General features: G+C 70.8%; 18 protein-coding genes. 10 read left to right on the top strand and 8 right to left on the bottom strand.

Going from position 1 to position 22,088, the window contains the following annotated elements; all coding sequences use genetic code 11:
- From NTY77_15570 to NTY77_15560, 3 genes are all read right to left on the bottom strand, one after another.
- Window positions 1-1,041 (bottom strand): 4Fe-4S dicluster domain-containing protein, encoded by a 1,041-nt coding sequence (locus NTY77_15570; protein MCX5796914.1) that lies wholly within the window; start codon window positions 1,039-1,041, stop codon window positions 1-3.
- Window positions 1,042-1,133: 92 nt separating this feature from the next.
- Window positions 1,134-1,595, bottom strand: coding sequence for a transposase (locus NTY77_15565; GenBank protein ID MCX5796913.1), 462 nt, complete (start codon window positions 1,593-1,595; stop codon window positions 1,134-1,136).
- A gap of 144 nt (window positions 1,596-1,739) precedes the next feature.
- Window positions 1,740-3,980: a caspase family protein gene (locus NTY77_15560; protein ID MCX5796912.1), complete on the bottom strand. Its 2,241-nt coding sequence runs from the start codon at window positions 3,978-3,980 to the stop codon at window positions 1,740-1,742.
- Window positions 3,981-4,052: 72 nt separating this feature from the next.
- Between NTY77_15560 and NTY77_15555 the strand changes: the two genes are divergently transcribed.
- The 10 genes from NTY77_15555 to NTY77_15510 all read left to right on the top strand — a co-directional run bounded on the left by NTY77_15555 (window position 4,053) and on the right by NTY77_15510 (window position 18,841).
- On the top strand, window positions 4,053-5,345 hold the full coding sequence (locus NTY77_15555; GenBank protein ID MCX5796911.1) for an MFS transporter: 1,293 nt from the start codon (window positions 4,053-4,055) through the stop codon (window positions 5,343-5,345).
- Between the two features lie 84 nt (window positions 5,346-5,429).
- The gene (ptsP, locus tag NTY77_15550; GenBank protein MCX5796910.1) at window positions 5,430-7,961 is read left to right on the top strand and encodes a phosphoenolpyruvate--protein phosphotransferase; all 2,532 of its coding nucleotides are present in this window, start codon (window positions 5,430-5,432) and stop codon (window positions 7,959-7,961) included.
- Window positions 7,962-7,963: 2 nt separating this feature from the next.
- Window positions 7,964-9,721, top strand: coding sequence for a PTS glucose transporter subunit IIBC (gene ptsG, locus NTY77_15545; GenBank protein MCX5796909.1), 1,758 nt, complete (start codon window positions 7,964-7,966; stop codon window positions 9,719-9,721).
- 7 nt (window positions 9,722-9,728) lie between these two features.
- Entirely contained in the window at window positions 9,729-11,135 is a 1,407-nt protein-coding gene (locus NTY77_15540) for a family 1 glycosylhydrolase (GenBank protein MCX5796908.1), read from the top strand.
- An 88-nt stretch (window positions 11,136-11,223) separates the two neighbouring features.
- Window positions 11,224-11,406, top strand: coding sequence for a hypothetical protein (locus tag NTY77_15535; protein MCX5796907.1), 183 nt, complete (start codon window positions 11,224-11,226; stop codon window positions 11,404-11,406).
- Between the two features lie 34 nt (window positions 11,407-11,440).
- The gene (locus tag NTY77_15530; protein ID MCX5796906.1) at window positions 11,441-12,352 is read left to right on the top strand and encodes a hypothetical protein; all 912 of its coding nucleotides are present in this window, start codon (window positions 11,441-11,443) and stop codon (window positions 12,350-12,352) included.
- Window positions 12,349-15,822, top strand: a complete 3,474-nt coding sequence (metH, locus tag NTY77_15525) for a methionine synthase (protein ID MCX5796905.1) — start codon at window positions 12,349-12,351, stop codon at window positions 15,820-15,822. Before NTY77_15530 ends, metH begins: the two co-directional genes overlap by 4 nt.
- Window positions 15,819-16,973 (top strand): SUMF1/EgtB/PvdO family nonheme iron enzyme, encoded by a 1,155-nt coding sequence (locus NTY77_15520; protein MCX5796904.1) that lies wholly within the window; start codon window positions 15,819-15,821, stop codon window positions 16,971-16,973. Before metH ends, NTY77_15520 begins: the two co-directional genes overlap by 4 nt.
- Window positions 16,970-17,653: a formylglycine-generating enzyme family protein gene (locus tag NTY77_15515; protein ID MCX5796903.1), complete on the top strand. Its 684-nt coding sequence runs from the start codon at window positions 16,970-16,972 to the stop codon at window positions 17,651-17,653. The genes NTY77_15520 and NTY77_15515 overlap by 4 nt, the downstream gene beginning before the upstream one ends.
- A 15-nt stretch (window positions 17,654-17,668) precedes the next feature.
- Window positions 17,669-18,841, top strand: coding sequence for a M20 family metallopeptidase (locus tag NTY77_15510; GenBank protein ID MCX5796902.1), 1,173 nt, complete (start codon window positions 17,669-17,671; stop codon window positions 18,839-18,841).
- On the opposite strand, the gene NTY77_15505 is transcribed toward NTY77_15510, so the two are convergent.
- The 5 genes from NTY77_15505 to NTY77_15485 form a co-directional block, all read right to left on the bottom strand.
- Complete coding sequence (locus tag NTY77_15505) at window positions 18,820-19,728, bottom strand: phosphatidylglycerol lysyltransferase domain-containing protein (GenBank protein ID MCX5796901.1); 909 nt, start codon at window positions 19,726-19,728, stop codon at window positions 18,820-18,822. The two genes, NTY77_15510 and NTY77_15505, sit on opposite strands and share 22 nt — an antisense overlap.
- A 2-nt stretch (window positions 19,729-19,730) precedes the next feature.
- Complete coding sequence (locus NTY77_15500; GenBank protein ID MCX5796900.1) at window positions 19,731-19,988, bottom strand: CopG family antitoxin; 258 nt, start codon at window positions 19,986-19,988, stop codon at window positions 19,731-19,733.
- A gap of 148 nt (window positions 19,989-20,136) precedes the next feature.
- On the bottom strand, window positions 20,137-20,550 hold the full coding sequence (locus tag NTY77_15495) for a GNAT family N-acetyltransferase (protein ID MCX5796899.1): 414 nt from the start codon (window positions 20,548-20,550) through the stop codon (window positions 20,137-20,139).
- Entirely contained in the window at window positions 20,547-21,332 is a 786-nt protein-coding gene (locus tag NTY77_15490) for an ABC transporter permease (protein MCX5796898.1), read from the bottom strand. Before NTY77_15490 ends, NTY77_15495 begins: the two co-directional genes overlap by 4 nt.
- A complete protein-coding gene (locus NTY77_15485) occupies window positions 21,329-22,072 on the bottom strand; it encodes an ATP-binding cassette domain-containing protein (GenBank protein ID MCX5796897.1) in 744 nt (247 codons plus the stop codon). Before NTY77_15485 ends, NTY77_15490 begins: the two co-directional genes overlap by 4 nt.
- Window positions 22,073-22,088 lie beyond the last annotated feature (16 nt).

The raw sequence follows: 22,088 nt of genomic DNA, 5'->3' as shown, positions 1-22,088 counted from the left end.
TCAGGCCTCCGGGATGCTGTTGATGACGGTCGCGGGGTCGGCGATATCCGCGGTGCACGCCGCGGAGCAGCGCCCGCAGCCCACGCAGGCCGGTCCGCCGAGCTTCTCGTTGAGATAGGCGGCCTTGCGCATGAAGCGGTGGCGGAAGCGCTCCGCGCGCTCCTCGCGGAAGTTCTCCTGGGCGCCCGCGCCCAAGGAGATCTTGGCGAAGTCCTCGGTCAGGCAGGAGTCCCAGGTGCGGGTGCGCCCCCCCGAATCCTGGTCGATGTGCCACCAGTCCTGCACGTCGAAGCAGTAGCAGGTCGGGCAGACCGTGTTGCAGGAGCCGCAGGAGAAGCAGTCCTGGGCGAACTTGGTCCAGAGCTCCTCGACCCCGAAGGCGGCGCGGACCTTCTTTGCGTTGGAGGCCGAGGTCCCCTTGAGCTGCTCCGGGCACTGCTTGGAGATCTCCTCGTTGGCCTGGCGCGCGCCCGCAATTTGCGGCTGGGAGGCCTGGGCGAACCGGCCGTGCTTGAGCAGGGCCTCGCCCTTGGCGGTGACGGCCTCGTAGACGTGGCCCCCCGCGACCTTGGTCAGCCAGGCGTCGTGGCCCCGGGGCTTGACCTCGGAGCCGATGGAGGCCCAGAACGCGCGCGGAGAGACCTTCTGGATGCTGGAGATCACGATCGTCGCGGCCTCGCGGTGCGCGAGGTAGTTGCGGTCCTCGTTCTTCTCCCGGAACAGCGTGTCGGTCATGTCCAAAGCCTTGACGTCGTAGAAGTGCACCCCGAAGAGCACCTTCTCGACCGGCTCCACGCAGCCGGAGACGCGCGCGCCGTCGAAGAGCAGGAGGTGCTGCTTGGGCGGGAAGAACTCCTTCTTGGGCGGCAGGATGGTCACGTCGTAGTCCAGGCGCAGCTCCTCCGGGCCGGAGAGCTTGGCGAAGACGAACTTCTCCTGCTGGCGGCTGGTCTTGGCCACGGGGCCGATCACGGTCTTGGCCCGGATGAGGTCGGCCACAAAGGCCGCGAAGTCTTGCTCCTTGATGAAATGGAAGCTCATAGGTCCCCCGCTGAAAAGTATGACGCAGGTCATTATATTAATTTTTCTAATAGATGGGACGGAAAGATGCCGGACGGGCGCGGCCACCGCGCCTAAGGCCCCGTCGCCGTCCTTGCCCACAGCTGGCCCAACATCTCCCAGTACCACAACCCGCAATTCTTCCCCGGAGCCGCGCTGAGAGCGTCCCGCCAGTCCCCTCTCTCAATCGCGGGAAGCCGCTCAAGGTCGCGGAACCACAACGCGCCCAAGAGCCCTTGGGCCTGCCACTGTGCGATCCGCCGCTGGATGGTCCTGGAGGAGCCGAAGCGTCCGGGCAGCATGCGCCAGGGGCGCCCGCTGCGCAGCCGCCAAAGGATGGCCTCCCAGCAGAGATGGTCGTCCCGGCGAGGCCGCCCGCCTTTCCGGTCACGCCTGCGCCATGGGATCTTCCGGGCGGGCAGGATGGCGCGCAGGCCAGTCCAGCGCTCCGCCGGGATGCCGGACCTCGGCCGGGGACCTGACTCCACCATGTCCTCCCGCTGTTCTTTGAACTCTCGAAGAGGGTTTTGTCGCATCTCTCTATTACATACGAATGAGAGACCCAGAAGTTCCCTGCCGGCGGAATCACGACAAAACCCTCGTCGGGAATCCCAGAAACCGCTGGAGAGTGTATACCGGCCCCATCCCCGCCGAGAGATCCCGCCGGGCGCGCCGTCAGCTCACTTGAGCCTGAGCCACTCCCGGCCGGCCTTGTCGCCCAGGGCCGAGAGCTCCGGCGCGAGCGCGGGGCTCTGCTCCACGTGCTGCAGGCGCGCCGCGCGCTCCACCTCGGGCCGCAGGTAGGAGAAGAGCTCGGCCGTGGTCACGGCGCCGTTGCGGTCCGCGTCGGCCCCGCCGTGCAGGCCCTTGAGCAGGAAGTAGGTGAATATCCCGTGCTGGGCCTCGGGATAGGAGCCGCTGATCTGGCCGCCCTGGGCCGCGGAGAGCACCACGCTGTTCGCGCCCGGGACGGCGAGCTTGACGTTGACCAGGGGCCTGACGCCTCGCGCCAGAAGCGAGCGGCCGCCCGCCCCGGAGAAGCAGCTGTCCAGGACCACGGTCACGTCCCGGGCGGGCAGTCGGGAGAGGTCGTCGTAGAGCTGCTTGAGCGCCAGAGCCGTGGTCTGCACGTAGTTGGGGCTGCCGTCGTAGGGGATGATGTAGCCTTCGCCCGTCACCGGGTCGGGTGAGCCGTGCCCCGAGAAATAGATGAAGACGCGGCTCTTGGCCGTGACCCGGTCCTTGAGCCAGGGCCCCAGGTAGGTGGCCAGGTCCGTGCGCGTGGCCCGTTCGTCGGCCAGGTGCACGACGTTCTTGGGGTCGAAGCCCATGGCCTGGGTGAGATAGTCGTAGACGGACTGGGCGTCGCGCGCGGCGAACTCCACGGCCGGGATGTCGCGGTAGCGCTCCACGCCGACGACCACGGCGTAGGCCTCCCGGTCGGCCTTGGTGCGCACCGCGGGCGGGACGTCGACATCCTCGAGCTCGGCCTCGGCCGGCACGCCGACCACCCCCGCGGCCGGCGCCCCCCGGCCCAGGCTCAGCTGCAGGCTCTGCGCGGGCAGGCCGTAGCGGCCCGTGGCCTCGCTCAGGGCGACCGCGATCGGCAAAGACCCGGTCCCCTGGTAGCGCTTCTTGACGAAGAACTCGAACTGCGCGGTCTTGGACTCCCCGGGCCTGATGACCCCCAGGTCGATGGCCGGCTCGCCGGACATGAAGATGTCGGGGCTGCCCAGTTCCAGGGCCGCCCGCACGGCCTGGGCCGCGCCGCCGCCCGCATTGGCCACCGTCACCGAGATCGGGGCGGCTTCCCCGGCCTGGACGCTGCCCCGGCCCAGCTTGACGCCGGCGACCTGGAGGCTGGGCGGCTTGACGGCGCGGGTCTGGAACTCCACGTTGAGGGGGTCGGCGTCGAAGCCGTTGGCCTCCTGGATCGAGAGCTTCAGGCGCGCCTTCTGCGTGCGCAGATCCCAGGAGCCGGTCAGCGCAACCGCGGCGGTGGTCGTGCTCCCGGCCGGGATGTCGCCGAGTTCGACCGCCTCGGGCAGGGCCAGGCCCGGCACGTCGCCCCGCAGGGACGGTACGAGGCGCACCGCGTAGGCCGGGCCGGGGCCGGCGTTGGACACCGTGACCACAAGCTGGGCCGGCGCGTCGGCGCGCAGCACCCCGGCCGAGCGGAAGACCGCGGCCGCGCTGAGCCCGGCCGGGGCCGCGGGCTTGGGCGCGGCGGACGAGCCCGGCGCGGCCGGAGCCGCCAGCGCCACGGCCACATGGTCGCTCGTATAATGGAAGCGGGCCTGACCGTCGACCTTGTGGATGAGGAGCTTGGACACCTTCCAGGCCCAGGCCTCGTTGGTCAAGTAGAAGTCCAGGTCATACTTGCCGGAGGTGCCTCCCATCCCCTCGAACTCGACGCAGCCGAAGACCTCGGTGGGCGAGAGCCTCGTGATGCGGTCCCGGAAGACGCGCGCGAGCTTGAGATAATGGTAGCTTCCGTCCCGGTCGTCCTTGACCACGAAAGCGCCCCGGTTCTTCCGGGCTTGGTCCGCGACGAACTCGGTCACGATGCGCGTGAACTCGTCGCCGAATTCCACGAATTCGGGGGGCCGCCGCGGGCCGTAGTCCACGTAGAGGCCGCCCGGCCGCGGCCCGGGGGCGAAGGCCTGCGCCGGCAGGCGCGGCCCTGGCGCGACCACGATGGTCGCCGCGCCCTGAGCCGGGGGCGCGGGCGCGGGAAGGTTGACCTGGTCGGGATCATAGATGGCACCCGGCGGCTGGTTCCACTGCGACCAGACCTGGGGCCGGGGCGGGCGGTCGCGACGGCCGTCGAGTCCCGGGTCGTTCTGCGCGCGGCCCGCCAGCGGGACGGCCAAGCAGGCCGCGGACAGGATGCGGACGGCCAGATTCCGCGCTCCAGGCATGCCCAAGTTTAACAGAAGGCCCCGTCCCTGTCCAGCCGGGACCCGCGCCCGGTTTTGTTATACTTGGCCGAGATGGTCTCCGCTCTCGGCGCGCTCTACCGCCCCGCCCCGTTCGCCCCGCCCCTGCCGCGGGCCGAGGTGCCGAGCACCTACCGGCGCTACCGCTGGCAGATGATGGCCTCCGCCTTCTGGGGCTACGCTGGCTTCTACATCGTGCGCAAGAACTTCTCCTTGGCCAAGCCCTACCTCATCCACGACCTGCACCTCAGCACCGGCGACGTGGGCCTCATCGCCACGGGGCTCTCCTTGGCCTACGGGGCGAGCAAGTTCGTGATGGGCAGCCTCTCGGACCGCTCCAACCCCCGCTACTTCATGGCCACCGGGCTCATCCTCTCCGGCCTCATCAACCTCTTCTTCGGCCGGCTCTCCTCTTTGGCGGCCATGGTCTTCTGGTGGTCCTGCAACGGCTGGTTCCAGGGCATGGGCTGGACCCCGTGCGCGCGCACGCTGACGCACTGGTTCTCGGACCGGGAGCGCGGGACCAAGTTCGCGCTCTGGAACACGGCGCACAACGTGGGCGGCGGCATCGCCGGGCCCATCGTCAGCCTGGCCATGGCCGTCTTCGCCTCCTGGACCTGCGCCTTCTACGTGCCGGGCGCGCTGGCCATCCTCATGGGTCTGCTCATCATCGTCTTCCTGCGCGACACGCCGCAGTCCCTGGGCCTGCCGTCCATCGAGGAGTTCAAGGACGACTATCCCGACACGGGTGTGGCCGACCGCGAGCGGGAGCTCTCCTCCAGGGAGATCCTCTTCGGCTTCGTGCTCAACAACCGCCTGCTCTGGGTGCTGGCCTGCGCCAACGCCTTCGTCTATGTGGTGCGCTACGGGGTGCTGGACTGGGCGCCGACGTATCTCAGCGCGGTCAAGGGCAGCTCCCACGACCTCAGCCGCTGGCAGTTCTTCCTCTTCGAGTACGCGGGCATCCCGGGGACCTTGCTCGCGGGCTGGCTCAGCGACCGGTTCTTCCGCGGCCGCCGGGGCCCGGTCTCCATGCTCTTCATGGGCCTGGTGGCCGCGGCCGTGGTGGTCTACTGGAAGAACCCGGCCGGCCGGGCCTGGGTGGACGCCCTGACCCTGGCCTGCGTGGGCTTCTTCATGAAGGCGGCGGGCACGGCCGCGGGGTTCACGGGCTTCTTCGGCTACGTGTTCGGCGCCACCATCGCGGAGCTGGGCATCGGCCGGGCGGTGCAGCGCTGGGGCTGGGACGCGGGCTTCTGCATCATCCTGGCCGCCTGCGCCCTGGGCGCCCTGCTCCTGGGCCTGACCTGGCGCGCGCACGACCGCGGCGAACCGGAGCCCGCTTAACCTTCGCTCGGAGGAGCGGTTGCGGCCTCCGGGCACGATATCATAGCATCCTACGACTCCATCCCAATGGAAGCGAGGCGGACCATGAACCCATCTTCAGCCCAGTCGTCGATCCTGCGCCTGCTGGCGCCCCTGGATGGCCGCATCGTGCCCCTGGACAAGGTCCCGGACCCGGTCTTCGCCCAGCGCATCGTGGGCGACGGGGTGTCCATCGACCCCACCAGCTCCGTGGTGCTGGCCCCCTGCGCGGGCGAGGTGCTCCACGCGCACGCGGCCGGCCACGCCCTGACTTTGCGCGGCGAGGAGGGCCTGGAGATCATGATCCACGTCGGCGTGGACACGGTCCAGCTCAAGGGCGAGGGCTTCGCGCTCAAGGTCCGCCTCGGCGACCGGGTCGCGGCGGGCCAGGAGCTCCTGCGCTTCGACGCCGACCTGGTGGCGCGCAAGGCCAAGAGCCTGCTCACCCAACTCCTGGTGACCAACGTGGACCGCGTCGGCGCCTTGACGCATCCCGACGGGGACGTCAGGGCCGGCCGGGACGCCGCTTTGGAGGTCAGCCTGCGCGCCGCGGCCCCGCAGCAGCAGGCGCAGGCCGGGGTCCAGGCCAGCTCCGACGCCATCCTCATCTCCAACCCCACCGGCCTGCACGCGCGCCCGGCCGCGCTTTTTGCCCAGGAGGCCAAGCGCTTCCTGAGCTCGGTGCGCGCGCGCCGGGGCGACTCCGAGGCCAACGCCAAGAGCCTGGTCTCCATCATGGCGCTCAACGTCAAGCAGGGCGACAAGGTGATGCTGGTCGCCGAAGGGCCCGACGCGCGCGAGGCCGTGGCCGCTCTGTCGCGCCTGCTGGCCGGCGCCCTCGACGAGCCGAGCTCCGCGCCCCCGCCGCCCCGGCCCCAGCCGGCCCCGGCCAAGCCCAAGGACCCGCGCGCTTTGGGCGGGGTCTGCGCCGCGCCCGGGCTGGCGCTGGGCCAGGCCTTCCAGTTCCGCCGCGCCGAAGCCGAGGTCGTGGAGGCCGCGGAGGACCCGGCCGCGGCGCGCTCGCGCCTGGCCCGCGCCGTGGAATCGGCCAAGGCCGAGCTGGAGGCCCTGCAGACCCGCTTCGCCGCGGAGAGCGACAAGGGCAAGGCCGCCATCTTCGGCGCGCACCGCGAGCTGCTCGACGACCCCGAGCTGCTGGCCATCGCGGAGGCGGCCCTGGCCAAGGGCGCCGGCGCGGCCGCGGCCTGGAAATGCGCCTACCAGGACTTCGCCAGCCGGTTGAGCCGGCTCAACAACGAGCTCCTGGCCGGCCGGGCCGTGGACGTCAAGGACGTGGGCTGGCGCGTGCTGCGCCTGCTCACGGGCGCCGCGCCGCAGATCCGGGAGTTCCCCCAGGACTGCATCCTCCTGGCCGAGGACCTGACCCCCTCGGACACGGCCAGCCTGGACCGCGGCCGGGTGCGCGGCATAGCCACCGTAGGCGGAGGCGGGACCTCCCACGTCGCCATCCTCTGCCGGGCCCTGGAGCTGCCGGCCCTGGCCGCTTTGCCTCCCGCCCTGCTGGCCGTGCCGGACGGCGCGCCGCTCATCCTGGACGCGGACCGGGGCTTCCTGCTCACCGAGCCCACTCCCGCGGAGACCGACAAGGCCCTGGCGTCCCGGAACGCCGCGCGCCGCCGCCAGGAGGCCGACCTGGCCGCCGCGGCCGGCGACGCGCGCACCAAGGACGGCCGCCGCGTGCGGGTCGCGGCCAACGTGGGCAAGGCCGCCGACGCGCAGGCGGCCGCGCGCCTGGGCGCGGAGGGCGTGGGGCTGTGCCGCTCCGAGTTCCTCTTCCTGGAGCGCGAGCAGGCCCCCGGCGAGGAGGAGCAGCGCGAGGCCTACGCGGCCATAGCGGCGGCCTTCCCGCGCTCCGAGGTCATCATCCGGGCCCTGGACGTGGGCGGAGACAAGCACCTGCCCTACCTGGCCATGGCCAAGGAGCAGAACCCCTTCCTGGGCGAGCGCGGCATCCGCCTGCTGCTGGAGCGCCCGGAGATCCTGCGCACCCAGCTGCGCGCCCTGCTGCGCGCCTCCCAAGCCGGGGGCATGCTCAAGGTCATGTTCCCCATGGTCGCCAACCTCTCCGAGTTCCGCGCGGCCCGGGCCATCCTCGACGAGGAGGCCAAGCTGCTCGACATCCCGGCCATCCCTTGCGGGGTCATGATCGAAGTCCCCTCCGCGGCCCTGCTCAGCGCCCACCTGGCCGCCGAGGCGGCGTTCTTCTCCATCGGGACCAACGACCTCACTCAGTACACCTTGGCCATGGACCGGGGCAACCCGAAGATGGCCGCGCGCGTGGATGCCCTGGACCCGGCGGTCCTGCTCATGATCCAGCGCACGGTCGAAGGCGCCCTCGTCCACGGCCGGCACGTGGGCGTGTGCGGCGGCGCGGCCGGCGACGTCCAGGCCATCCCCCTGCTCATCGGACTGGGGGTCGAGGAGCTCAGCGTCAGTCCCTCGGCCGTCCCCGCGGTCAAGGCCGCGGTGCGGCGCGCCGACTACGCCGAGTGCCGCAGGCTCGCCGGCCAGGCCGTGGCCCTGGGCTCGGCGGCCGAAGTGCGCGCCCTGATCGCGCGCCAGGAGGTGGCGGCATGAACATCTTCAAGAACGCCTTCGGGTTCCTCCAGAAGATCGGCAAGTCGCTCATGCTGCCGGTCGCGGTCCTGCCCGTGGCCGGCATCCTGCTCGGCGTGGGCAGCGCGGGCTTCACCTGGATGCCGGACCTGCTCTCCTCCATCATGAAGGAGGCCGGCGGGGTCATCTTCGGCAACCTGCCGCTCTTCTTCGCCATCGGCGTGGTCCTGGGGCTGACCGAGAACGACGGGGTGGCCTCCATGTCCGCGGTGGTGGGCTACGCGGTGATGCTCGCGACCATGGGGCTGATGGCGTCGCGCCACGGCGTGGACGTCAAGCCCATCATGGGCATCAAGTCCATCGACACCGGCGTCTTCGGCGGCATCCTCATCGGCGCGGTCACGGCGGGCCTGTTCAAGCGCTACTACCGCATCGAGCTGCCCCCGTACCTGGGCTTCTTCTCGGGCAAGCGCTTCGTGCCCATCGTGACGGCCTTCGCCGCCGTGGTCCTGGGCATCGTGCTGAGCTTCGTCTGGCCGCCCATCGGCCGCGGCATCCGGACCTTCTCCGAGTACGCGGCCTACGGCAACCCGACCCTGGCGGCCGCGGTCTACGGCGTGGTCGAGCGCCTGCTCATCCCCTTCGGCCTGCACCACATCTGGAACGTGCCCTTCTTCTTCGAGATCGGCAGCTTCACGGACCCGGCCGGCGCCGTGGTGCACGGCGACATCACCCGCTTCTTCGCCGGCGACCCCACGGCCGGCATCCTGGGCGGGGCCTACCTCTTCAAGATGTGGGGCCTGCCCGCGGCGGCCATCGCCATGTGGCACGCCGCCAAGCCGGAGCACCGCAAGCGCATCGGCGGCATCATGGTCTCGGCGGCGCTGACCTCGTTCTTGACCGGCATCACCGAGCCCATCGAGTTCTCCTTCATGTTCGTGGCGCCCGTGCTCTACGCCCTGCACGCGGTCCTGGCCGGCGCCTCCCAGATCCTGTTCTCCGTGTTGGGGGCCAAGCTGGGCTTCACCTTCTCGCAGGGCTGCATCGACTACGTCCTCTACTTCGCCAAGGACACCAAGCCCTGGCTGGTGCTGGTCATCGGGCCCGTCTACGCCTGCGTGTATTACGCCCTGTTCCGCTGGGCCATAGACGCCTTCGACCTCAAGACCCCGGGCCGCGAGGACGCCGAGGAGGCCGTGGCCGAGGGCGCGGTGGGCGACCACGCCCGCCGCCTGGTCCTGGCCTTCGGCGGACGCTCCAACATCAAGGCCCTCGACGCCTGCATCACCCGCCTGCGCGTCAGCGTGCAGGACGCCACCAAGGTCAACCAGGCGGCGCTGAAGTCCTTGGGCGCGGCCGGCGTGGTCATGTCCGGCGACGCGGTGCAGGCCATCTTCGGCACCCGCTCCGAGAACCTCAAGACCGACATGGAGCTCTACATCAAGGGGGCCGGCCCGGAGGCGGACCTGCCCGCCGCGGACGCGGCGGCGGCCCCGGCCGCGGAGGCCGCGCCCGAGCCGGCGCGGGACCCGCAGGCCGCGCTGATGGCCGGGCGCATGCTGGCCGCGCTGGGCGGAGCCCAGAACCTGCTGCGGGTCGAGGCCTGCGCCTTCACCCGCCTGCGCGTCGAGTTCAAGGACCCCGCGCGCCTGGACGCGGCCGCGCTGGCCGCGGCCGGGGCCTACGGCGTCATGCGGCCCAAGGACGGCGTGGCCCACGTCCTAGTGGGCTCGGCCGCGCCGCAATGCGCCGCCGAGATGCGCGCCCTGCTGGCGGGCTAGCCGGCTCATGACCGGGCTGAGGCGTTTCCCCGCGGGCTTCGTGTGGGGCTGCGCCACCTCGGCCCTGCAGATCGAGGGCGCCACGGCCGAGGGCGGCCGGGGCGACTCGGTCTGGGACGCCTTCTGCCGGGAGCATCCGGAGCGCATCTTCGCAGGCGCCTCGCCCGAGCCGGCCTGCGGGCACTACCGGCGCTGGGCCGAGGACGTGCGGCTCATGGCCGAGCTGGGCCACAACGGCTACCGCCTCTCCATCTCCTGGCCCAGGCTCTTCCCCGGCGGGGGCGGCCGCCTCAACGCGGCGGGCGCGGATTTCTACGACCGGCTCTTCGACGCCCTGCTGACCGCGGGCATCGCGCCCAACGCGACCCTGTACCACTGGGACCTGCCCAGCAAGCTCGGGGAGTCCGGGGGCTGGGAGGATCCGGACACGGCCGCGCGCTTCGCCGACTACGCCGCCGCCTGCGCGCGGCGCTACGGCGACCGGGTCCGGCTCTGGGCCACGGTCAACGAGCCGGCCTGGAGCGTGCTCAACGGCTACGTGACGGGCCTGCATCCCCCCTGCCGCAGGCGGGACTACGCCGGCGCCCTGCGCGCGGCCCAGGGCCTGCTGCGCGGCCACGCCTTGGCCGCAGCGGCCCTGCGCGCGGAACGCCGGGACGCGGCCGTGGGCATCGTGCTCAACCTCTCGCGCATCCACCCCGCGACGGACTCCGCGGCGGACGCGCGGGCGGCCGAGCTGGCCGACGGCGTGGTCAACCGCTGGTTCAGCGAGGCGGCGCTGCACGGCCGCTTCCCGGAGGACGTCCGGGAGCTCTACTCCCGCAAAGGTTTGCTGCCCCCGGGCCTGGAGGAGACGGCGGCTCTGCTGCGCGGCGCGCCCCCGGACTTCCTGGGGGTCAACTACTACTATCCGCAGTACGCGAGCGCCGACGCCCCGGGCACCCGCTTCCACCTCAACACCTCGGGCCGCCCCGAGGAGGACTGCGAGTTCTCCATCGCGGGGCTCTTCCGCTTCGTGAAGAACCCGCGCGGCCGGTTCACCGCCTGGGGCTGGGAGATCGACCCCGAGGGGCTCTACGACCTGCTCCTGCGCGTCCACCAGAGCCGCCCCGGCTTGCCGATCTACGTGACCGAGAACGGCATCGGCCGCGTGGAGAGCCTGGACAACGGCACGGTGGACGACGCGGAGCGCATCGACTTCGTGCGCGCGCATCTGGAAGCCGTGCATCGCGCGATCGCGGCCGGCGCGGCGGTGCGCGGCTACTACATGTGGTCTTTGCTGGACAACTTCTCTTGGATCAACGGCTACCGCAAGCGCTACGGCCTGCTCTTCGTTGACCGCTCGACTTTGGACCGCTTCAAGAAGCGCAGCGCCCTATGGTTCGCGGGCGTGGCCCGCGCCAACGCCCTCTGACCGAGTTCGGGGACACAATACTTAATTCCGCCGCGGGTCCTGCCGCCCCGGGAGGGAACAAAACCCGCCCCTCGCTCGTATATGTAGTATGTTCCGGGTCCACGCCCTACGCGTCGCGGCGCGCCGCTACTTCGGCGCCCTGGCCTCTGCGCCCCTACGGCCGGCCGCCGATGACGCCCGCTGCTGGCGCCGCTCGCCGCACACCGGCCTGCCCTGCCTGCTCCCGGCCGGCCACGGCGGCGGGTGCTGGCGCTGGGAGGCCCGCGCCTAGCGACCCGGCAACTGGTAAGTAGTATTATATTCGCATGCGCGCGTTGCTCGCCGCCGCCTGGCTTCTCGCCGCGGGTTCCGCCGCGGGCTCCGCCTCCGGGCCGAAGGCCCTGGGGGAGGATCTCGCCGTGCTCGGCTGGAACAACGCCTGCTCCGTGGCCATCCGGCATATCGGCTACGGCACCACCGGCGCCGACCTCTTGGAGGAGCCCCTGCGCACCCGCATCGGCACCCTCACCATCCCGCCCGGCGAAGACGCCTCCCATGGCGCCTGGGCCGCGGACTGGACGGGCTCCCACACCTGGAACAAGGTCGCGGCCAAGAAGGCCCTGCAGGAGCTCACAGACGCCGGCTACAAGCGCCCCGGCTTCCAGGAGGATATCCGCATCCCCCTCGAGGGTCCGCCGCATCCCTTCGAGGAGGTCATCCTCTCCACCGCCGCCTTCGGCCTGCGCGCCCAGCTCAAGCGGCCCGGCGGCGATTGGCGCTGGGAGCAGGTCCGCTACTCGGCGCTGGGCGATTGCGGGCTCTTCATCTTCACCCGGCGCCCGGCCGGCCGCCCCTTCTATCGCTACTCCCTGCTGCGCTTCTACAACCCCTCCGCGCGCATCCAGCGCGCCCAGGCGCATATGACCAATTCGCGCCTGCTCTTCGAGGCCAGCGACCTGGAAGGCGCTTTGGCCGAGACGGCGACCGCGGCGCACCTGCAGCCGGACCTGGCCGCCAACCGCTATCGCCACGCCGCTTTGCTCTGCCTCTCGGGACAACTCAACGAGTCCGTGGCCGAGCTCGACGCGGCGGTCCGCCGCGATCCCAAGCTGGCGGCCCGGGCGCGGTCGGACCCGGACTTCAGCGAGGTCTACGAGTTCCCCCGCTTCCGCGACCTCGTGGGCGACGCGCAGGACTACGTCCCCGCGGACCCCAGGACCAGGAGCCGCCGGCCATGACCTTTCTCGACACCCTCGCCCTGCCCGAAGACGCCCGCGCCGGCGCGCTGCGCGCGGCCCTGGGCCGGCGCATCCTCGTCCTGGACGGCTCCATGGGCAGCCAGCTCGCGACCCAGGGCCTCAAGGCTCAGGACTTCGGCGGAGCGGGACAGGAAGGATGCTTCGACATCCTGCCCGTCACCAAGCCCGCCGTGGTGGCGGCGGTCCACGAGTGCTACCTGGAGGCCGGGGCGGACATCATCGAGACCTGCTCCTTCGGCGCGCTGCGCCACGTCCTGGCCGAGTACGGGATCGCGGACCGCACCCTCGAGCTCAACCGCGCCGCGGCCGCGCTCGCGGCGAGATCCGCCCGCGGCCACGCCACGCCGGACAAGCCGCGCTTCGTGGCCGGCTCCATGGGCCCCGGCACCAAGACCATCACTTTGACCGGGGGCATCAGCTTCGCCGCGGTGGCCGCGGCCCACGGCGAGCAGGCCCAGGGCCTGATCGAAGGCGGCGTGGACCTGCTGCTGCTCGAGACCCAGCAGGACACCGTGAACATCAAGGCCTCGCTGTGCGGCATCGCGGACTGCTTCCAACGCCTGGGCCGGCGCGTCCCGGTCATCCTCTCGGCCTCCATCGAGGCCTCCGGCACCATGCTCGGCGGCCAGACCGCCGAGGCCCTGGCGGACTCCGTAGCGCACTGGGGGCTCTTCGGCCTGGGGCTCAATTGCGCCTTGGGCCCGGACCGCATGACCGACCACGTGCGCACGCTCTCTGCGCTGACCCCGGGCTTCACCGCCTGCTACCCCAACGCCGGCCTGCCCGACGAGGAAGGCCGCTACAGCGAGACGCCGGAGTCCTTCGCGGCCAAGATGGAGCGCTTCTGCGCCGAGGGCTGGGTCAACATCGTGGGCGGCTGCTGCGGCACCACGCCGGCGCACATCCGCGCCGTGGCGCTCACGGCCGCCAGGCACCAGCCGCGCCGGGCCGCGCCGGCCCGGCGCTGGGCCGTCTCCGGCCTGGAGTCGCTGACCGTGGACGAGGACAAGCGCCCGGTGCTCGTGGGAGAGCGCGCCAACGTGGTCGGCTCCCGGCTCTTCAAAGACATGATAGTCAAGGAGGACTTCGTCGCTGCCGCCGACGTCGGGCGGCGGCAGGTGCGCGGCGGGGCGCAGGTCCTCGACGTCTGCCTGGCCAACCCGGACCGCGACGAGGGCAAGGACATGGCGCGCCTGCTGGAGCGCCTGGCCTCGGCCGTGCGGGTTCCCATCATGATCGACTCCACCGACCCCGCGGTCATGGAGGCGGCCCTGCAGCGCTGCCCCGGGAAGTGCATCATCAACTCGGTCAACCTGGAGGCGGGCGAGACGCGCTTCGCCGCGGCCGCGCCTTTGGTCCACCGCTACGGCGCGGCGCTCGTGGTGGGAACCATCGACGAGGACAAGGCCCATGGCATGGCGCTGACCCGGCAGCGCAAGCTGGCCATCGCGCGGCGCAGCCACGAGCTGCTGACCCGCAAATTCGGCGTCCCCGAGGAAGACCTCTACTTCGACTGCCTGGTCTTCCCCGTGGCCACGGGCGACGGCAAGTACTACGGCAGCGCGGCCGAGACGGTGGCGGCCCTGCGCCTCATCAAAGAAGCCCTGCCCGGCAGCAAGACCGCGCTGGGCGTCTCCAACGTCTCCTTCGGCCTGCCGCCCGCGGGCCGCGAGGCCCTCAACGCCGTGTTCCTGCACCGCTGCGTGCAGGCGGGCCTGGATCTGGCCATCGTCAACACCGAGAAGCTCTCCCGCTACGCCCAGCTCCCGGCCGAGGAGCGGCGCCTCTCGGAGGCCCTCCTGGACTGGAAGGGTCCCGGGGACCCCGCTTTCCCCGCCGGCTTCGACGCGGTCGCCGAGTTCGTCGCGCATTTCCGGCAGGCCAAGCCCAAGGCCCCGGCCGCCGGACCGCTGCTGCCCGCCGCGGACCGGGTGCGCTTGGCGGTGGTGACCGCGAGCCGCGAAGGGCTGGAGGCGGCGCTGACGGAGCTCCTCCAGGACACGGCGCCGCTGGCCATCATCAACGGCCCGCTCATGGCGGGCATGGCCGAGGTGGGCCGGCTCTTCGCGGCCAACGACCTCATCGTGGCCGAGGTCCTGCAGTGCGCCGAGGTCATGAAGGCCGCGGTGAGCCTCCTGGAGCCGCGCCTGGCGGGCAGCCGCGCCGCCTCGCGCGGCACCATCGCTTTGGCCACGGTCAAAGGCGACGTGCACGACATCGGCAAGAACCTGGTCCACATCATCCTCAAGAACAACGGCTACGAGGTGGTGGACATCGGGATCAAGGCCTCTTCCGAGGCCATCCTGGAGGGCCTGCGCCGAAGCCGCGCCCAGGCCCTGGGCCTCTCGGGCCTGCTGGTGCGCTCCTGCCAGGAGATGGCCATCGCCGCCGCGGACTTGGCCGCCGCCGGTGTGGACATCCCCATCGTGGCCGGCGGCGCGGCCCTTTCGCAGCGCTTCGTGGCCGCCAAGGTCGCCCCCGCCTACCCGAACCCGGTCTTCTACGCCAAGGACGCCATGGTCGGCCTGGCCATCTTCAACGAGCTTTTCGATCCATCCAAACGCGTTGCCTGCGAACAGCGCAACCGGGAGGAGCAGGAGAAGCTGCGCGCGGCCGCGGGGACTGCTCCTGCCGCGGTCCCGCCGTCCAAGGTCCCGGAGCGGATTTCACATGACGGGCCCATCCCGACACCCCCGGACCTGGCTCTGCATGTGGTGGAAGACTTCGACTCGGACGAGGTGTTCCGCAACCTCGACCCGCAGATGCTCTACGGCAAGCACCTCGGACTCAAGGGCGCGGTCAAGAAGCTCTTCGCGGCCAAGGACCCCAAAGCCCTGGAGCTGCGCCGCCGCATGGAGGAGCTCTGGGCCGAATCCCGCTCCCGCGGGCTGCTGCGGCCCCGGGCCGCCTACCGTTTCTGCCCCTGCCAGGCCGAGGGGGACTCGCTGGTGCTCTACTCCGCTCCCGACGGCAAGGAGGTCCTGGCCCGCTTCGACTTCCCCCGCCAGGTCTCGGGGGAGCGCCTCTGCCTGGCCGACTTCGCCGCGCCCGCGTCTTCCGGCCGGATGGACACCGTGGCCCTGTTCGTGGTCACGGCCGGCACGGGCGTGCGGGAGGAGGCGGCGCGGCTGCGCGACGCCGGCGACTATTTCAAGTCGCACGCCTTGGGCGCCCTGGCCCTCAACGGCTCCGAGGCGGCGGCCGAGGTCCTGCACCAGCGCTTGCGCGCCCTGTGGGGCATCGGCCCGCGCGGGGAGCGCTTCAGCTTCGGCTATCCGGCCTGCCCGGCCCTGGAGCCCCAGGCCCGGCTCCTGGAGCTCCTGGAGAGCCGGCGCACCGCGGGCGTGGCCCTGACCGAGGGCTTCATGATGGACCCGGAGGCGAGCGTCTCGGCGTTGGTCTTCCACCACCCCGAGGCCCGCGTCTTCTCCGCGGCCGTCGCGGCATGACCGACCGTCTGCCCGCCTCCGGCCGCTGCGCTCACTGCGGCGCCGAGATCAGCCCGGCGGCCACCGTCTGCGGGTTCTGCCAGAAGCCCGTCGGCCACACCTGGGTCCTGCGGCCCGTGCTGACGGGACTGATCGTCGGCCTCGTCCTGGGCCTGCTGGCCGCGGGGGCGATCTGGATGCGCGCCGCCATGCGCCGGGCCGCCGCCCAGGAGCAGGCGGCGGCCGCGGACGCCGCCCCGCCCGCGGCTCCCGCCGACCAGGACCCCACTTACACATCTTTGCTGACGCAGGCCGAAGGCGAGGCGGCTCGGGGTGATTACCGGCAGGCGGTGGCCGTCCTCATGCAAGCCCTGTCCCGGCGGCCGGACCGGCCCGAGGCCCGCGCCCGGCTGGAGGCGCTGCGCGCGCAGCTCATGCGGGAGCAGCCGACGTTGGCGGCGCCTCAGGCGCCGCGGGCGCCCCCGCAGGCGCCCCCGGAGCCCGCCGACATGGTCTTCATGCCGGCCGGGCACTTCACCATGGGCGCCGACCAGCCCGGCGGCAGCGAGGACGAATACCCGGCCCACGAGGTATTCCTCTCCTCGTACTCGATCGAGGCCCGCGAGGTCACGGTCGAGCAGTACCGGGATTTCTGCGCGCAGACGAAGCGCGGATTCCCGCGCCAGCCCTCTTGGAGCACGCCCCAGCATCCCGTGGTGTCGGTGACCTGGCACGACGCGCGGGCCTACTGCCGCCACCTGGGCCGGCGCCTGCCGACCGAGGCGGAATGGGAACGGGCCGCGCGCTGCGACGCCCGGGGGCGCTGGCCCGCCGGTTCCATGCCGGAGTTCGCGGAAGCCTTCGCCTGGTTCGCGCTCGACTCCGAAGACCACGCCCACCCGGTCGGGCTCAAGGCCCCCGGCGGCTGCCGGCTCTACGACGCTTACGGCAACGTCTGGGAATGGGTCTCGGACTGGTACTTCGAGCGCTACTACGACAGCAGTCCCAAGCAGGACCCGCGCGGGCCGCGCTCCGGAGACGAGCGGGTCCTGCGCGGCGGCGCTTTCGACAGCCCGTTCGAGTTTTTGTCCGCCACCTACCGGGAGAAGTTCGACCCGAAATACGGGGCGGAGAACCGCGGGTTCCGCTGCGCGGCATCGCCGGCGCCATGACCGCGGAGGGGGGCCCGCCCCTGGTCCGCGTCCCGGCCGGGAAGTTCTGGATGGGCTCGCCCGAAGGCGAGGGCGACGATGACGAGCGGCCCCGCCACCTCGTGCTCCTGCCGGAGTTCCTCATCGACAGGCACCCGGTCACCGCGGCCCAATTCGCCGATTTCTGCCGCCGGATGGGCCGGCCCGCGCCGCAGCAGCCGCCGTGGAGCGCGGACGACCACCCGGTGGTCAATGTCTCCTGGGAGGACGCGCGGGACTACTGCGCCTGGGCCGGCAAGCGCCTGCCCACCGAGGCCGAGTGGGAGCGCGCCGCGCGGGGCGGGACGCAGACGCGCTACTATTTCGGGGACGACGAGGGCGGGCTGGGAGAATACGCCTGGTTCCGGGGCAATTCCGGCGGCCAGACCCACCCCGTGGCCGGCAAGGCCCCCAACGCGTTCGGCCTCTACGACATGCACGGCAACGTCTGGGAATGGGTCGCGGACTGGTACGACCCGGGCTACTACGCCAGAAGCCCGGCCTCCGGGCCGCGCGGGCCGGAGGCCGGCGTCTACCGCGTCCTGCGCGGCGGGTCCTGGAGCCTTTTCGACGTGCTCTGCCGCTGCGCCGCGCGCAACCGCCTGCTCCCGCGGCTCTCGGGCCTCAATCTCGGCTTCCGCTGCGCGCGCGATACCGCTTAAGCTAGGATATACCCGATGAACACGAGACCAAGACTGCTCCGGAAAGTCGCGGCCCTGGCCCACGACATCGTGGCCGTCAGCCGCTTCGTCCACTCCCACCCCGAGGAGGGCTTCCACGAGCGCGAGTGCTCGGAGTTCTTGTGCGCCGCGCTGGCCAACCAGGGCTTCCGCATCGAGAAGCCCCTGCCGCGCCTGCCCACGGCTTTCCGCGCCTCCCGGCGCGGCCGGCGTCCCGGCCCCGCGATCGGCTTCATCGCGGAGTACGACTCCTTGCCCGGCATCGGCCACGGCTGCGGACACAACCTCATCGCGGCCTCGGCCTTCGGGGCCGCGGCGGCCCTGGGCTCCCTCGTCGACGAGACCGGCGGCTCGGTCTGGGTCTTCGGCACGCCGGCCGAGGAGTACGGCAGCGGCAAGGTCCCGATGCTCAAGGCCCGCGTCTTCGCCCCCGCGCAAGCGGTGCTGATGGCCCATCCGGAGACCTTCTGGCTGGTCAACACCGCCTGCCTGGCGCTGGACGCGCTCAAGTTCGAGTTCCGGGGACGCACTTCCCACGCCGCGGCCACGCCCTGGGAGGGCCGCAACGCCCTGGACGCGGTCATCGGCCTTTTCAACGGCATCTCGGCTTTGCGCCAGCAGCTCAAGCCCGACGTGCGCGTGCACGGCATCATCACCAAGGGCGGAGACGCGCCCAACGTCATCCCGGACCACACCGCGGCCGAATTCTATGTCCGGGCTCTGCGGCGCCGGGACCTCGACGAGGTCACGGCCCGGGTCAAGGACTGCGCCCGCGCCGCGGCCCTGGCCGCGGGCTGCCGGGTCAAGATCGTCGACTCCGAACCGCCCCTGGACGACATGGTCAACAACCCGGTGCTGGCCGCCGTGGTGGAGCGCCAGTTGCGCGGGCTCGGCATCAAGGATATCGCGACCGAGGACTCGGTGCCCGGCTCGGCCGACATCGGCAATGTGAGCCACCGCATTCCTACCATATACTTCTACTGCCCGGTCGCTCCCCCGGGCATGGACCTGCACACCAGGGAGTTCGCCCGGCAGGCCGTCACCGACCAGGCGCACCAGGGACTTCTGAAGGCGGTCCAGGCTTTGGCCCTTTCGGGGCTGGAGCTGTTGCGCAAGCCGGCCTTGGTCAAAGAGGCCCGGCAGGCCCTTCAGCGCAGTTCGAGTCGGTAGGATTTGACCCGGAAGGCGGGGCGGTAGGAGAGCTTGGCCTGGGCCAGGCCGGGGTCGCCCATGTCGCTCTCCTTGTTGAGGAAGGTCACGCCGGCGAAGAGCCGCTTGGCGCATTCCCGGTCGAGATACTGGTAGAGGCCCTTGACCTGGTCCGAGGCCTTCTCGAAATGAAGGACCCAGGTGTCGTCGCGCAGCCGCGAGCCGATGCCGAAGCCCCGGACCTTGCCGTCGATGGCGATCATGACTCCCTGGAATTCGAGTTCGGCGAAATTCTGCAATGCCTTGGTGATGGCCTGCCGCTCGCATTCCAGCAGCCCGCTCCAATCCTTGTCCCCGCGTTCGCTGCGCCAGACCTCCAGACAGTCCAGGCAGGCTCCAGCGTTGGCCGGGGAGATGGCGTCCACCTTGGCCCGGCCGGGCTCCACACACTCCCGCTCGAATTGGCGGACCAGGTTGCGCTTCTTGGCGTAGTCTCGGCCGGGGAGCTCGGCCAGGTGCGCGGCGCGGTAGACGTAGTCCTCGTAGTCCGTCTCCTCGGTCACGGTGAAGAGCTTCTCCACCTCGGCGCGGCCGAAGCCGTCGAGGTAGGTCTGGGGCACGAGGTGGTACTCCCGGAAGCCGTGCTCCGCGGCCCGGTCCTTGAGCCAGGCCGGGGGCTTGGGGCCGTTGGGGCAGGCCGGCAGGAGCAGGTGCTTACGGTCGGGGTCGTCCATGCGGCGCTCGCCGAACAGGACGGCGTCCTCGATCTGGATGAAGATGGTGTCGAAGATGCACTGGCTCCAGGAGACCAGGGAGGCCAGCGAATAGGCGGAGAGGGGCTGGCTCTGCGCCGCGAAGAAGGGCTTGAGCCTGGCGTAGTGCTCGGGCTTGAGGAGGTCGAAATCCATGGCTAGCGCCTTTCGCGCACGAGCCGTTCGGTGAGCCACATGCGCATCAAGGTCGAATAGTTCAGCCCTTTCTGAGCGGCGATGTGCTTGATGGCGCTGACCGTGTCTTCTTCGAGCCGCAAGGCGACCAACCGCCTGGGCTTGGGGAAGGAGCTGGCCACGGGCCGGATCGGCCCGCCGGCCTGGAGCATCGAATCCTGGTCGTAGTATCGTCTCAACGCCTGGTCCTTAAAATCCGCCTTCTTCTTGGCTCTGTTCATGTTTCTGGTTGTGCCGTGGCTACCCCAGTCTACATCGTTATACACTGTATGTCCATATGGGACAGCCTCCGCTCCGCAACTGTGTCCGGACACAGCATGGCCCAATAGGGTCCCTGGTCCATCCTGACGGTTCGCGCCGGAGCCGGCTCTAATTCGAGCCGAACCGCATCGAGTCGTGCCGCTTCATCTTCCTAAAGCCCAGCTTCGCGTAGAAGGGCCAGGCACCGTCCGCGGCGATCAGCCCGACCCAGCCCAGGCCGTCGACGCGCAGGCGCAGGGCCAGGCGCCGCACGAGCTGCGCCCCCACGCCCCGGCCCCGCAGGCCGGGCCTGACGAAGACGTCCTGGATGTAGCCGTCGTTGGTCCGGTCGCTGATGGCCCGGCCCATGCCGACCAGCCGCCCCCCCGAACGCGCCGCCAGGAAGCAGTGGCTGCCCATCACCATGCCGCAGATGCGCTGAGGCGTATCGGTCGGCTCCCACCAGCCCGCGGCCTTGTAGAGCCCCGCGATCTCCTTGAGCGCTTTCGCGCTCGGCCGCCAAACCCATTCGTAGCGGATCACTTGATGAGCCTCCTCTTCATTAGGAAGATGGCCGCGTAGCAGACCGCCGGCGTCAGGACCACGAGATAGGCGACGCTGCCCCACAGCCGCGCCGGCAGCGACCCGAAGGTCGCGGCGCGCATGATCTCCACCGTATGCGTCAGCGGCAGGCACCACGCCGCCGCCTTGAGCCCGCGCGGCAGGCCGTCCAACGGGAAAAAGGTGCCGCTGAAAAGGAACATCGGATTGATGAACAGGAAGGTGGGCAGGTTCAGGTTGTCTATGTAGGGCGAGACCGCGGCGAAGAGCAGGCCGAAGCCCGCGAAGAGCAGCCCCGCCAAAGCCGCGGCCGGGACGACCACCAGGCTCGCCGGGTACGCGGCCAGACCCCAGACCGAGATCACCGCCAGCACGGCCAGCCCGGCGAAGAACCCCTTGGTCGCGCCCCACAGGATCTCCCCGGCCAGTATGTCCTCCATCAGCAGCGGCGTGGTCAGCATCGCGTCGAAGGTCTTCTGATAGCGCATGCGGATGAAGGAGCCGTACATGCACTCGAAGATGGCATGGAAGAGCACCCCGACTGCGACCATGCCCGGCGCCATGAAGGACAGATAGTCCGTCAGCCGGCCGTGGAACCGCACCTTTTCCACATAGGCGCCCAGGCCCACGCCGAAGGCGAACAGGTAGAGCAAGGGCTCCAAGAGCGGCGGCAGGATCAGCGTCTTCCAGGAGAAGAGGCTCACGTCCAGGTTGCGCCGCCAGACGTAGCGGACCCGATAGCTGATGTTGCCCAGGAGGCTCATTCGCGCAGCTCCCGGCCGGTGAGCTTGAGGAATACGCCCTCCAGCGTGCCCTGGCCGCCCAGATGCTTGTCGATGAGCGCCCGCGGCGCGCCGCTCTCGATGATCGTCCCCTGGTCCACGATGAGCAGGCGGTCGCAGAGCAGCTCCGCCTCCTCCATGTAGTGCGTGGTCAGGATCACGGTCGTGCCCGCGGCCTTCATGGCCCGCACCTCATCCCAGATCTGGTGCTTGGACTGCGGGTCCAGGCCCGTGGTCGGCTCGTCCAAAAGCACGATGGCCGGCTCGTTGACCAGGCTGCGCGCGACCAAGAGCCGCTTCTTGAGGCCGCCGGAGAGGTCGTCCACGCAGACTTTGGCCTTGTCGCGCAGATGGAAGCGGTCCACCAAGGCCTCGGCCCGGCGCAGCGCCTCTTCCTTGGGGATGTCGAAGCAGCGCGCATGCGCCGCCAGGTTATAGAGCACCGAGAAGTCCGTGTCCAGGTTCGCCTCCTGGGGGCAGACCCCCAGCATGGCCTTGATGCGGCGGGGGTGCTCCCGGGCGCTCAGGCCGGCCACCGTGAGGTCGCCCTGGGTGATGGGCAGGACGCAGCAGAGCATGTGCACCGTGCTGGTCTTGCCCGCGCCGTTGGGGCCCAGAAGCCCGAAGCACTCCCCCGGGGCCACCTCGAAATCGATGCCCCCCACGGCGGTGAGGTCGCCGTAGCGTTTGACCAGGCCGCGGGCCCGGATGATGGGTTCCACGACCTGAGTCTAGCAA

This window comes from Elusimicrobiota bacterium (assembly GCA_026388095.1).
Classification (GTDB): domain Bacteria; phylum Elusimicrobiota; class Elusimicrobia; order UBA1565; family UBA9628; genus UBA9628.
This window is presented reverse-complemented; position numbering and strand designations above follow the sequence as displayed.

Bases quoted from the DNA above. Each gene is read 5' to 3' on its own strand.
- NTY77_15570 (MCX5796914.1), bottom strand. From the start codon at position 1,041: ATGAGCTTCCATTTCATCAAGGAGCAAGACTTCGCGGCCTTTGTGGCC.
- NTY77_15565 (MCX5796913.1), bottom strand. From the start codon at position 1,595: ATGCGACAAAACCCTCTTCGAGAGTTCAAAGAACAGCGGGAGGACATG.
- NTY77_15560 (MCX5796912.1), bottom strand. From the start codon at position 3,980: ATGCCTGGAGCGCGGAATCTGGCCGTCCGCATCCTGTCCGCGGCCTGC.
- NTY77_15555 (MCX5796911.1), top strand. From the start codon at position 4,053: ATGGTCTCCGCTCTCGGCGCGCTCTACCGCCCCGCCCCGTTCGCCCCG.
- ptsP (MCX5796910.1), top strand. From the start codon at position 5,430: ATGAACCCATCTTCAGCCCAGTCGTCGATCCTGCGCCTGCTGGCGCCC.
- NTY77_15540 (MCX5796908.1), top strand. From the start codon at position 9,729: ATGACCGGGCTGAGGCGTTTCCCCGCGGGCTTCGTGTGGGGCTGCGCC.
- NTY77_15535 (MCX5796907.1), top strand. From the start codon at position 11,224: ATGTTCCGGGTCCACGCCCTACGCGTCGCGGCGCGCCGCTACTTCGGC.
- NTY77_15530 (MCX5796906.1), top strand. From the start codon at position 11,441: ATGCGCGCGTTGCTCGCCGCCGCCTGGCTTCTCGCCGCGGGTTCCGCC.
- metH (MCX5796905.1), top strand. From the start codon at position 12,349: ATGACCTTTCTCGACACCCTCGCCCTGCCCGAAGACGCCCGCGCCGGC.
- NTY77_15520 (MCX5796904.1), top strand. From the start codon at position 15,819: ATGACCGACCGTCTGCCCGCCTCCGGCCGCTGCGCTCACTGCGGCGCC.
- NTY77_15515 (MCX5796903.1), top strand. From the start codon at position 16,970: ATGACCGCGGAGGGGGGCCCGCCCCTGGTCCGCGTCCCGGCCGGGAAG.
- NTY77_15510 (MCX5796902.1), top strand. From the start codon at position 17,669: ATGAACACGAGACCAAGACTGCTCCGGAAAGTCGCGGCCCTGGCCCAC.
- NTY77_15505 (MCX5796901.1), bottom strand. From the start codon at position 19,728: ATGGATTTCGACCTCCTCAAGCCCGAGCACTACGCCAGGCTCAAGCCC.
- NTY77_15500 (MCX5796900.1), bottom strand. From the start codon at position 19,988: ATGAACAGAGCCAAGAAGAAGGCGGATTTTAAGGACCAGGCGTTGAGA.
- NTY77_15490 (MCX5796898.1), bottom strand. From the start codon at position 21,332: ATGAGCCTCCTGGGCAACATCAGCTATCGGGTCCGCTACGTCTGGCGG.